Raw genomic sequence first — 12428 nt, 5'->3', positions numbered from 1 at the left:
AAATGAATCGCAACGAAGTCAAGAATTGCCTTCTTTGCAACGCACCATTAAATAGTCAGATGGATTGGAAACGGCTTTTCTTCAATCGATTTCCGAAAGTAATTTGCGAAGAATGTGAAAATCAATTTGAGTCGTGTCTCCATGAACAGGATGAAGAAGTAGTATCGTTATATTACTATAACGAAGCGATGCAAGATTATTTACATCGTTATAAGTTCATGCATGATGTGCTGCTCGCAAAAGTGTTTCGTGAGGAAATTTATTACAATTTAAAAAATCGGAAAGAAATGATAGTCCCAATTCCGATTCATCCTGAAAAATTAAAGGAACGCACCTTTAGCCATGTGGATGAATTACTGAAGGAAGCACGAATCCCTTATGTTCATTTGTTGGAGAAAATAACGACAGAAACTCAAGGAGGAAAAACGAGAGAGGAACGGATGAATACGCCACAAATTTTTAAATTAAAAAAAACCGTACAAGTGGAAGGGAAGGAAATTCTCCTTGTTGATGATATATATACGACAGGAACGACAATCAGACATGCCAAACGAGTGCTTATTGAAGGAGGTGCCAAATCGGTAAAAGCTTTTACGTTAATAAAGTCGGGTTTCTATAAATGAAGAGAAAATTTACAATAACTCCTATGAGTAGAGATAAGAAACTGAGGAATGAGCGATCCATTAAAAAATCTGTTTTTTAGCATATACTACACAAAATGTCACAATTAAAATTTTGCCAAAATGTTAAAAAAGTGTGAACATTATTTACAAAATTAGTTACTAGATAATAGTATTTTTTTATCAAAATAGGACAATTTACTACATTGTTGTATAATGGTTTTAATATGATGTGGATATTTTAGTCAATCTTCTTTATTGATAGGGGGGCTAGTTTTGGTAGAGATCCGAAATTGTCCGAGTTGTGGTGAATTTTTTAACTATACAGGCATTAGAGATGTTTGTTATAAATGTTCTCAAAAAGAAGAAGAAATGTATCAAATTGTTTATCGTTTTTTAAGAAAACGAGAAAACCGTGCTGCGACAGTGGATCGAATAGTAGAGGCAACAGGAGTAGATAAGGAATTATTGTTTAAATGGGTTCGTAAAGGGCGCCTTCATCCAGCAGTTTTTCCAAACTTAGGCTATCCATGCGATAACTGTGGACGTTTAACGAAAAAAGGGAAGCTATGTGAAAGTTGCGTTACTGAATTAAAATCAGATTTGCGTACTTTTGAAGCGGCGAAAGAATTTAGAGAAAGTATTGAAAAAAGTGAACGTCTTACTTATCTAGCTGATAAGGAAAAAAATAAAAAATAATAATAAACGGCTCACAATTTGCTCACGTCGCCATTGTTGTTATACTAAATAATGGTGTAAAGCAGATGTGAGTTTTTTTATTTAACTCATTTAACATTTTCGTGAACAAACCGAAATAATAACTAGACAGGTTATGAAGGGGGGCTAACTTGTGAAAATCAATCCAATCAATACGAATTCAGTAAATCCTTATACGAAACAACAGCGAAATGTGAATACTGTAAAAGCAAAAAATGCTTTTGCAGATAGAATAGAAATTTCAGATGCAGCAAAAGAAATGCAGGTAGTGTCCGATTATAGTCAAGAGCGTGCGGAAAAAATCCAAAAATTAAAAAAGGAAATCCAATCAGGTCAATATAAAGTCGATGCTCAGAAAGTGGCTGAGGATATGTTGAAATATTACCGTCTCCGTTAAGATGACTCAAAACAAAATCATCGAGATAAAAGAAATTTTTTCAATGAGCTTATATTAAGCAAGCTCGATGAAAAGATTTCTTGAGATCAAAAGGAATTTATTTAAAGGAGTTCAAAACCATGTCAGTTCAACCGATTATTTCAATTTTAGAGAAGCTTGAAAAAATGCATAAGAGTTTACTTGAACATGCTTATAAGAAGACGGAACTTGTGAAAAACAATGACATGGACGAACTGGATAAAATGTTAAAAATCGAACAATCCCATGTGGCTGCAATCGAACAATTGGAATCCCAGCGCCAACAGAAGGTCGTGGAATATTTTCAGTCAAAAGGCATCGAAGTGTCTAGTGTTCCAACGATTGCGGAGTTATTGGAAGCGGTGGAAGACGAAGAAGAGCGGCAAAAGTTAGCGGATGTTCGCAATCGATTATTGAAAGTAGTTGAAAATTTAAAAATTCAAAATGATTTGAATCAGCAGCTGATTTTCAATTCGCTGCAGCTTGTGAACATCACGCTGAATATGTTGCGCCCTCAGCCTGAAGAAATTAACTATTCTGAGAAAACGGTGCGCGGTGGAAATGCTCCCCGTCATTCGCTGTTTGATTCGCAAGCATAGAGGATTGATTGCGTAGAGGAGGGAACACTTGGCCCCTTCCCAAATCTTGAATACATATTTTAGGTAAGGAGGAGTCTATATGCGCTCCACATTTATGGGACTGGAAGCAAGTAAACGCGGTTTATATACACAACAAAGCGCATTATATACAACTGGACATAACATAGCAAATGCCAATACGGAAGGTTATTCTAGACAAAGAGTTAACATGGAGCCAACACTTGGTTATCCGGGTACAGGTTTGAATGCCCCAAAAGTTGCAGGTTTTATTGGAACGGGTGTTAAAGCTAGTTCTGTACAACGGATACGTGATGCCTTTGTAGATCGGCAATATCGTCAAGAAACAAACAAATTAGGTTATTGGGAAACAAAATCCAAATCCATCAGCCAATTGGAAGATATTTTAAATGAGCCATCGGATTATGGATTGGCCAAAGCTTTAGATGGATTTTGGAATTCATTACAAGATTTGCATGTGCATCCTGAAGATGGAGGTGCTCGAACAGTAGTTGTTCAGAGAGCAATTGCCGTAGCAGATTCCTTCCATTATATTTATAACTCTATCCAACAATTGAGAGAAAATGCTGCAAATGAAATAGGAATTACATTAAGGGATATCAACTCCGTTTTGGAACAAATTGCTCATCTAAACTATCAGATTCAATCAGTGGAACCCAATGGTTACATGCCAAATGATTTATATGATGAAAGGGATAAATTACTTGATCAGCTTTCTACATACATCCCAATTGAGTTGGAATATGAAAAATCAGGAGGAAACGCTCTCGCAATTGCAGAAGGTTCTGTCAGAGTATTCTTAAAACTAAGTGATGGAACAAAAGTGAAATTAGTGGATGGTAAGGATTTTGCACAATTGCGGAATTCCGGTGCATCTACAAGTGATGGACTGACACCAACGGATTCAGTCAAAGGATTTAAAATTGTTAGAGTTGATGAAATTGGCAATGAAACGGAAATTGATATTAATATTAATCAATTCAGCAACCTTGGAAAATTGAAATCTCTCGTTGATTCTTACGGATATATTGATATAAACGGAAATCAAAAAGGGCTATTCCCTGAAAACCTTGAAAAAATCAATAGATTAGCGAAAGAATTTGCAGAGGCATTTAATGAACTCCATCGAAAAGGAACCGATTTGGATGGAAAACAGGGTGTAGACTTTTTTGTAAAAAACAATTCTGATAATGAAATCACTGCTGGAAATATTTATGTTTCCGATACAATCATCAATTCACCAAATAAAATCGCAGCTTCTAAAATCGCAGCTTCGGACTCAAATTCGGGCTCAACTTCGGACTCAACTTCGGGCTCAACTTCGGACTCAAATTCGGGCTCAACTTCGGACTCAAATTCGGGCTCAACTTCGGGCTCAACTTCGGGCTCAACTTCGGACTCAACTTCGGGCTCAACTTCGGGCAATGCTGAACCAGGAAACGGTAAAAATGCTTTGGCACTTGCAAATTTAAAATTCCAAACACTTGAGGGGCTTAAAGGCGTCAGCATTCAAAGCTACTTTGAAGGATTTGTTGGACAATTAGGGGTTGACGGTCAACAAGCAGAACGATTGACATATAATGCTCAAACGCTGCAACAATCCGTTTCTGAAAGAAGATCGTCCATCAGTTCCGTTTCCCTTGATGAAGAAATGACCAATATGATTGCATTCCAACAAGCCTATAACGCCAATGCTCGAATGATTACAGCAATCGATGAAATATTGGATAAAATCATCAACGGAATGGGCCGTGTTGGACTATAGTAAGAGGTGATCGAAATGCGCGTAACACAGTCGATGCTTTCTAATAATATGTTGAGAAATCTTTCTGAGAGTTACAGGAAATTAGGGAAATATCAAGATCAAATCACAACCGGAAAAAAGGTGAACCGACCTTCTGATGACCCGGTTGTTGTGATGAAGGGGATAGGTTATCGTACAGAACTAAACAAAGTTCAACAATTTTCACGCAACATTGGTGAAGCATATAACTGGCTTGATACAACAGATGATACGTTGGACAAAATCGGTTCTGCTCTTCAACGGGCAAGGGAATTGATGGTTCAGGCTTCATCAGACACAGCCACTCCTGAAGACCGTTTACAAATAAATAGCGAGTTGCAGCAATTAAGGGAGCATATCCAAAGTTTAGCTAATACAAAGATTGGGAATAAGTATATTTTCAGTGGCACGAAAACGACGACACCACCATTTGATAATGGATATCCTGAACCCATTGATGATGCATTTTTTAAAGGAATCGAAATTGAAGTATTCAGCGGCATACAAATTCAAATCAATACAACACCCATCCAGTTATTAAAAGAGATTGATTTGATGTTTGCAGACATTAACACCTCAATGGATAAAAAAAGTGCTGGAGAATTATCTTCTTTTTTAGAAAGCATTGATAATGTAATGGATAAGATATTAACAACTCGTGCGGATATCGGTGCCCGCCAAAATCGAATCGAGTTGATGGATGAAAGATTGCAGTCACAAGAAGTCATCGCAACGAAACAAATGTCAGAAAATGAAGATGTCGATTACGAAAAAGCGATAACGAATTTAATTACGCAGGAATCCATTCATCGAGCGGCATTATCTACAGGTGCTCGAATCGTTCAGCCTACCCTGGTCGATTTTCTGAGATAATACGAAGCGTTTGGAGACATTCCAAACGCTTTCTTTGAAAAGGGGGAGAATCCATGAATTTCCCAAAAATTCAAATTCAAACAATTGATGCCCTAATTGGAATGACAACGACAAAACCTATTCAAAGAATTGAACAACCTAAAGCTGAACAGGAAATTCACCAGCCGATAGCCAAACTGTCGATTAAAACCACTCCATCCAAACTGTCCATCGATGCTTTTGAAGCAAGAGAAAGCATCGGCCACAAAAACGTCCGGGCAAGAACTGCCGAAATGGCGCAAGAAGGAAAACAAGCCGCTTTGGAAGGAACGGCCAGAAGGGCAGAAGAAGGACAGCAACTGATGCGCATCGAAAACGGAGGAAATCCCATCCGGGAGCAAGCTAAAAAGCATCATATAAAACTCTATTCAAGTTTAAATATAAAATTTATTCCACAACCTGGTACTGTCAAAATCAACTATGAACCAGCGCAGGTAGAAATTCAATTTGAACCTCAAAAAGTAATTCATAATGTAAAAATTCATAAACCGATTCATGAATACACACCAGGAAAAGTAAACATTGAAATGTTACAATATCCATCAGTAAAAATTGATTGGCTTGTATAAATAGCAAGGAGTCGTTAAAAGATGATGAACATTCAAACAGCGTATATAGGTGAAATTGAAATTGATCCTGCGATGATTTTAACGTTTGAACACGGTATACCAGGATTTGAAGAAGAGAAACAATTCGTGCAAATCCCTATTGAAGAAAACAGCATGTTTCAAATCCTGCAATCCATTCAAACGAAAGAACTTGCATTCATTATTACAAGTCCTTATTTAATAACAGAAAACTATACTTTTGAAATTGATGAAGCAACCGTTCATGCCCTTGATATAAAATGTGAAAAGGAAGTCGCGGTATTTGTCATCGTGACATTGAAAGAAACATTGGAAGAATCGACAGCCAACTTAAAAGCGCCGATTGTCATTAATACCACGAATCATAAAGCAAAACAAGTCATTTTGAATGATGAAACATACGCCATCCGCCACAAACTAAATTTACAAAGTGTGAAGGGGTGAGCGTATGCTGGTACTTTCGAGAAAAAAAGGTGAATCTATTTGGATTGGCGATGATATCGAAATCATCATTTCGGAAGTGAAAGGAGATCAAGTAAAAATCGGCATCCGTGCACCGAAACATATTGACATCGTGCGGGGAGAACTTAGACACGCAATCTCCCAATCCAATACGGAAGCTGTTATCAAAAACTTGGATATATTAAAAAACAAATTGAAATGAAACAATTCCGCTTAGTTTTGAATGAGGCTAAGCGGTTTTTTTGTTTTAACAAAAAAATTCTAAAGGATTTTTTTATAAATCTATTTAAACATTTACTTTCCCATCCGATATTAATAGTGTAAGTGAGGGAAGCAAGTTCCGGCCGGCTTGTTTCTCTTCTACATAAACAAAAAGCCCACAAGGACGTGGGGAAAAAATTTCAAGGAGGAAAATAAAATGAGAATTAACCACAATATTGCGGCTCTTAACACTCATCGTCAATTAGGAATTGCAAACAATGCACAATTAAAATCTATGGAAAAATTATCTTCTGGTCTTCGCATCAACCGTGCTGGTGACGATGCTGCAGGTCTTTCTATCTCTGAAAAAATGCGTGGCCAAATTCGCGGTTTACAAATGGCTTCTAAAAACGCACAAGATGGTATCTCAATGATTCAAACTGCTGAAGGTGCTTTAAACGAAGTACATTCTATTCTTCAACGTATGCGTGAATTAGCAGTGCAAGCTGCAAACGATACAAACGTTGATGTAGACCGTGAAGCAATCGCTCAAGAGTTAACAGAATTAGGAAAAGAAATTACAAGAATTAAAGAAACAACTCAGTTCAACGAACAAAATCTTTTAGATGGAACAGCTGGAGATGGCTCTGGTTCAGTTACATTCCAAGTTGGTGCAAATAAGGATCAAACTATGACTGTAGATTTTACAACTAAAGGAATCAATCTTACTGATATTGAAACAGCAGTTGGGTCTTTAACTGATACTGATGTAGCAGATAGCGCAACTGCAACTGGTTTAATTGAAACAATCAACGACCAAATTAAAGAAGTTTCTGCAGGACGTTCTCTATTAGGTGCTACTCAAAACCGTTTAGAGCATACAATTGCTAACTTAGACAATGCTGCAGAAAACTTAACAGCTGCAGAATCTCGTATCCGTGATGTAGACATGGCGAAAGAAATGATGGAGCAAACAAGAGCTTCTATTCTAGCACAAGCTTCTCAAGCAATGTTAGCTCAAGCTAACCAACAACCACAAGGTGTACTACAATTATTACGTTAATAAATAAAGAGATTGGGACAATCCCTTCTCGAATTCAAAAAACCCATAGACATTTTAAATATCTGTGGGTTTTTTATGGCTCTATAATATTTGGCTCTATAATATTTGGTGTTGGTGAGTAAAAACCAGCACCAATTTTTTTGAACAAAAAAATGAGACAGTGACAAAACTCTGGTAAAATGTAATCGACCAAAACCACATTTACAAGGAGTGATGTCACATGTCTCATCATTATTCTATACGTAATTTATTAAATATTAAAGATAAAAATATCACATTTGATGAAAATTTTTGTGCAGAAGAACTCATTAAAGGGGTCCAATCAAAAGTCTTTTATGGCCAATTAACTTACCAACCAAAAGCTTGTTATGCTTGTGGACATGTCTTTGATGATCAAATCATTAAACACGGTTTTAAAACGTCTCTCATTAAAATGCCTAGCATTTCAGGTTTTCATACCTACTTAAAATTGCGTAAACAGCGTTATTTCTGTAAACATTGTCATTCCACGTTTACTTTAAAAACGAGCGTCGTGGCTAAAAACTGTTGTATTTCCAACAATACCAAAGTATCGATTGCTTTAAACGCCAAAGATAAAATATCCGAAAAAGATATTGCAATGAAACATAATGTTTCTCATGCCACTGTCAGTAGAGTCATTGACAGCTTTTATAGCTACTATCAGCCGAATTATCACTATCTTCCAAAGCATTTGTGTTTTGACGAGTTTAAATCAGTGAAATCCGCAGCTGGAGCGATGTCCTTTATTTTCTGCGACTCTGAAACGGGGGAGATTGTGGATATCGTGGAGGACCGGAGATTACATGTCCTCAAAGAGTATTTCTTACGGTATTCCAAGAAGGCGAGAGATGCGGTAAAAACGATTGTCATCGATATGTACAGCCCTTATATTTCCTTAATCCACGAAGTTTTCCCTAAAGCGGAAATCGTACTCGACAAATTCCATATCCTCCAACTATTTAGCAGAGCTTTAAACAAAACGCGCATCAACGTCATGAATCGGGATAAAAAGAATTACAATAAATTGAAAAAATACTGGAAGCTCCTTCTGAAAGATCAAACAAAACTTGATTATAAGAACTATACATATCATCGTTGCTTTAAAAAGCATATGTGTGAGGTGGAGATTCTCCACTATCTCATTGATTTAGATTCTGAATTAAAAGCGTCCTATGAGTTATACCAATACGTGCAACATTGCATCAAAACCAAAGACTTTGAGCTCTTGAAGAAAACCTTGGCGAATAAACAGAACAGCGTTTCCAGCTATATGAAAACCGCCATCAAGACAATAAACAAATACATAAATTACGTGGAGAATACGTTGAAATATGATTATAACAACGGCATTTTAGAAGGGATTAATAACAAAATCAAAGTGATTAAACGCATTTCTTTCGGTTATCGATCCTTCTATCACTTTAGAAACCGAATATTCATTACCCAAAACTTAGCGAAAATAAAAACAGCTTAGGGGAACCTCGAATTTCCCCTAAGCCATCCGATTACATATTACCAAATAATGTCACTAAAATTTATTCACCAACACCATTTGACAAAGAACCTAATATTTGGTGTTGGTGGATACAACCATCACCATTTTTTTACACAAAAAAATGAGATATGTGACAAACTCTGGTAAAATGTAATCGACCAAAACCACATTTACAAGGAGTTGTGTCACATGTCTCACCATCATTCTATACGAAACCTACTCAATATACAAAATATCGTTTCCCGCTATATGAAAACCGCCATCAAGACAATCAACAAATACATCAATTACGTCGAGAATACGCTAAAGTACGATTATAATAACGGCATTTTAGAGGGTTTAATAACAAAATCAAAGTGATTAAACGCATTTCTTTCGGTTATCGCTGCTTCCACCATTTTAAAAATCGGATTCTGATTACCCAAAATTTAATCACAATGAAAAAAGCTTAGAGGATTCGAAGTTCCTCTAAGCTTTGCGGTTGCATATACCAGAAAAGTCACTAAAACTTTTCACCAACACCATTTGACAAAGAACCTAAAAAACTATAATCTATCACTAGTTCACCATTAACAATATATTACTGAAAAATAGGTATATAGACATAGAAAATAGGTATATAGACATAGATATATTTATCTATTAAAATAAAATGTATAAATATGGATATAAGAAGGTGGTTTAGTGAAGAAGCTTATTAACATTCTATTAGTATTATTTCTAACATTTATACCTTATTATTCTAATGTGAGAGCAGAAAATAACTTCAATTACGAAACATCTTATATGTTAGTTATTGATGCTTCTGGCAGTATGGCAAGTAATACTAGAATTGAGAGAGCTAAAAGTGCAGCACAATCTTTCATAAATAGTGTAAAAGGAAAAAATGTAGAAGTTGGTCTTATAGCATTTTATAATTGTGGAGATGTTCGAGTTATTCATGAATTAACATCAGATGTAGAAAAATTAATTGATCCATTAAATTCAATTCAACCATCTGGAACTACTCCTTTAGTAGGAGCGATTTCTTTTAGTGCAGATTATTTAAAACAGCACGGTACTGGCCAAAAAGGAAAATTAATTGTATATACTGATGGAGCAGATACTTGTGGTGGAAATTATCAAGATGCAAGAAATGCGCTTGAAGGATTAGAGATTGATATTTGGGGTATTGATTTACCAGAATATGTTGAAAAAGAACTTGAAGAAAATTTAAATGTCCCTGTTCAAGATCTTCCAGAAGATGAACCAGGGGAATTAGTTCGTATTTTTGTAGAACCTTATCCTTCAGATTTTTCAGTAGGCCAAACAATTCAAACGGTTGTAAAAGCAGAATGGTCTAATGGTAAAATTACAACTTTAAATCCTCTTGAAGTGAGTTATAAAAGTAGTAGAGAAGATAGGGTAATCGTTTCAACAGATGGAAAACTTACCGCGTTAAATAGAGGTACTAGCTTTATTGATTATGAATATCAGGGAAAAACTTTTAGAAATATAGTTAATGTAAACCCTGCACCTGTTTTAGAAGATTTTTATTTGGAAACTGCTCTACCTTCAACTATGGAAATTGGTGATAAATATACAGTAACTGGATTAAAAGCCAAGTGGTCAAATGGAACAGTGACTGATGTGTCGATTAATGATGTTCTAATAACTAGTTCAAGGGAAGATAGGATTAAAGTAAAAAATGGAGAGCTAGAAGCACTTGATTCTGGTACAAGTTATATTGATTTTACTTTTAATGGAAAAAAATTCGTAACTTAATATCAGTAGTACCTGGACCAAAAGTAGTAGATTTCTATCTAGACACAGCACTTCCATCAACAATGAAGATTGGGGATAAATATACAATCAGTGGACTAAAAGCGAAAATGTCTGATGGAACAATAAAAGATCTTTCGGTATCTGATGTGACAGTAACAAGTTCACGAACAGACCGAGTAAACGTGACTGGTGGAGAGCTAGAAGCATTAGCTTCAGGAACAAGTTATATCGACATTAGTTATAATGGAAAAACAATCCGAAAATTAGTAACAGTAGAATCGACAGCGACAATCGGAGATTTCTATCTAGACACAGCACTTCCATCAACAATGAAGATTGGAGATAAATATACAATTAGTGGACTAAAAGCGAAAATGTCTGATGGAACAATAAAAGATCTTTCGGTATCTGATGTGACAGTAACAAGTTCACGAACAGACCGAGTAAACGTGACTGGTGGAGAGCTAGAAGCATTAGCTTCAGGAACAAGTTATATCGACATTAGTTATAATGGAAAAACAATCCGAAAATTAGTAACAGTAGAATCGACAGCGACAATCGGAGATTTCTATCTAGACACAGCATTTCCATCAACAATGAAGATTGGGGATAAATATACAATCAGTGGACTAAAAGCGAAAATGTCTGATGGAACAATAAAAGATCTTTCGGTATCTGATGTGACAGTAACAAGTTCACGAACAGACCGAGTAAACGTGACTGGTGGAGAGCTAGAAGCATTAGCTTCAGGAACAAGTTATATCGACATTAGTTATAATGGAAAAATAATCCGAAAATTAGTAACAGTAGAATCGACAGCGACAATCGTAGATTTCTATCTAGACACAGCACTTCCATCAACAATGAAGATTGGAGATAAATATACAATTAGTGGACTAAAAGCGAAAATGTCTGATGGAACAATAAAAGATCTTTCGGTATCTGATGTGACAGTAACAAGTTCACGAACAGACCGAGTAAACGTGACTGGTGGAGAGCTAGAAGCATTAGCTTCAGGAACAAGTTATATCGACATTAGTTATAATGGAAAAACAATCCGAAAATTAGTAACAGTAGAATCGACAGCGACAATCGGAGATTTCTATCTAGACACAGCACTTCCATCAACAATGAAGATTGGAGATAAATATACAATTAGTGGACTAAAAGCGAAAATGTCTGATGGAACAATAAAAGATCTTTCGGTATCTGATGTGACAGTAACAAGTTCACGAACAGACCGAGTAAACGTGACTGGTGGAGAGCTAGAAGCATTAGCTTCAGGAACAAGTTATATCGACATTAGTTATAATGGAAAAATAATCCGAAAATTAGTAACAGTAGAATCGACAGCGACAATCGTAGATTTCTATCTAGACACAGCATTTCCATCAACAATGAAGATTGGAGATAAATATACAATTAGTGGACTAAAAGCGAAAATGTCTGATGGAACAATAAAAGATCTTTCGGTATCTGATGTGACAGTAACAAGTTCACGAACAGACCGAGTAAACGTAAATGGTGGAGATTTGGAGGCTATATCTAAAGGAACAAGTTATATTGATATTATCTATAATAATAAAAGAATTAGAAGTTTAATTACTGTTTCTCAATGACTTTAACTTGTGAAAATGTTTGCCAAAAAGCTTAGAGGAAATAGATATTCCTCTAAGCTTTTTTAATTTCTCTAAAATTATTTTGCCAATGAGTATATCAAATCTTCATTAAATATCGTAAGAAATACTCTTGTAGGATCCGGTCTATATTA

At 35.8% G+C, this 12428-nt stretch carries 15 protein-coding genes; all 15 read left to right on the top strand.

Translation table 11 applies throughout. The annotated features are described in order from the left end of the window. Positions 1–2 precede the first annotated feature (2 nt). The 15 genes from NSU17_RS04575 to NSU17_RS04510 all read left to right on the top strand — a co-directional run bounded on the left by NSU17_RS04575 (position 3) and on the right by NSU17_RS04510 (position 12276). Complete coding sequence (locus NSU17_RS04575; protein ID WP_340704406.1) at positions 3–623, top strand: ComF family protein; 621 nt, start codon at positions 3–5, stop codon at positions 621–623. A gap of 273 nt (positions 624–896) precedes the next feature. Beyond that, positions 897–1319 (top strand): TIGR03826 family flagellar region protein, encoded by a 423-nt coding sequence (locus NSU17_RS04570; protein ID WP_340704405.1) that lies wholly within the window; start codon positions 897–899, stop codon positions 1317–1319. Positions 1320–1470: 151 nt separating this feature from the next. Beyond that, positions 1471–1734: a flagellar biosynthesis anti-sigma factor FlgM gene (gene flgM / locus NSU17_RS04565; RefSeq protein WP_016837982.1), complete on the top strand. Its 264-nt coding sequence runs from the start codon at positions 1471–1473 to the stop codon at positions 1732–1734. Positions 1735–1853: 119 nt separating this feature from the next. Then, on the top strand, positions 1854–2351 hold the full coding sequence (locus NSU17_RS04560; RefSeq protein WP_340704404.1) for a flagellar protein FlgN: 498 nt from the start codon (positions 1854–1856) through the stop codon (positions 2349–2351). Between the two features lie 79 nt (positions 2352–2430). Next, positions 2431–4134, top strand: a complete 1704-nt coding sequence (gene flgK / locus NSU17_RS04555; RefSeq protein WP_340704403.1) for a flagellar hook-associated protein FlgK — start codon at positions 2431–2433, stop codon at positions 4132–4134. A gap of 15 nt (positions 4135–4149) precedes the next feature. Then, positions 4150–5025: a flagellar hook-associated protein FlgL gene (gene flgL, locus NSU17_RS04550; protein ID WP_340704402.1), complete on the top strand. Its 876-nt coding sequence runs from the start codon at positions 4150–4152 to the stop codon at positions 5023–5025. A 53-nt stretch (positions 5026–5078) separates the two neighbouring features. Next, entirely contained in the window at positions 5079–5633 is a 555-nt protein-coding gene (locus tag NSU17_RS04545; RefSeq protein ID WP_340704401.1) for a DUF6470 family protein, read from the top strand. Positions 5634–5654: 21 nt separating this feature from the next. Next, positions 5655–6095 (top strand): flagellar assembly protein FliW, encoded by a 441-nt coding sequence (gene fliW, locus NSU17_RS04540; RefSeq protein WP_340704400.1) that lies wholly within the window; start codon positions 5655–5657, stop codon positions 6093–6095. Between the two features lie 4 nt (positions 6096–6099). After that, a complete protein-coding gene (gene csrA / locus NSU17_RS04535) occupies positions 6100–6315 on the top strand; it encodes a carbon storage regulator CsrA (protein ID WP_340704399.1) in 216 nt (71 codons plus the stop codon). 216 nt (positions 6316–6531) lie between these two features. Beyond that, positions 6532–7377 carry a flagellin N-terminal helical domain-containing protein gene (locus NSU17_RS04530; RefSeq protein ID WP_340704398.1) on the top strand — a complete coding sequence of 282 codons (846 nt, stop codon included), beginning with the start codon at positions 6532–6534 and terminating at the stop codon, positions 7375–7377. 220 nt (positions 7378–7597) lie between these two features. Continuing rightward, positions 7598–8872 carry an ISL3 family transposase gene (locus NSU17_RS04525; protein ID WP_340704397.1) on the top strand — a complete coding sequence of 425 codons (1275 nt, stop codon included), beginning with the start codon at positions 7598–7600 and terminating at the stop codon, positions 8870–8872. A gap of 210 nt (positions 8873–9082) precedes the next feature. Then, on the top strand, positions 9083–9253 hold the full coding sequence (locus tag NSU17_RS04520; protein ID WP_340704396.1) for a hypothetical protein: 171 nt from the start codon (positions 9083–9085) through the stop codon (positions 9251–9253). Continuing rightward, a complete protein-coding gene (locus NSU17_RS15895) occupies positions 9250–9345 on the top strand; it encodes a hypothetical protein (RefSeq protein WP_445684068.1) in 96 nt (31 codons plus the stop codon). The genes NSU17_RS04520 and NSU17_RS15895 overlap by 4 nt, the downstream gene beginning before the upstream one ends. 232 nt (positions 9346–9577) lie before the next feature. Continuing rightward, complete coding sequence (locus NSU17_RS04515; protein ID WP_340704395.1) at positions 9578–10657, top strand: vWA domain-containing protein; 1080 nt, start codon at positions 9578–9580, stop codon at positions 10655–10657. Positions 10658–10719: 62 nt separating this feature from the next. Next, the gene (locus tag NSU17_RS04510; RefSeq protein WP_340704394.1) at positions 10720–12276 is read left to right on the top strand and encodes a hypothetical protein; all 1557 of its coding nucleotides are present in this window, start codon (positions 10720–10722) and stop codon (positions 12274–12276) included. The last annotated feature ends 152 nt before the right edge of the window (positions 12277–12428 follow it).

This window comes from Ureibacillus sp. FSL K6-2830 (assembly GCF_038004145.1).
Lineage (GTDB): Bacteria > Bacillota > Bacilli > Bacillales_A > Planococcaceae > Ureibacillus > Ureibacillus thermosphaericus.
This window is presented reverse-complemented; position numbering and strand designations above follow the sequence as displayed.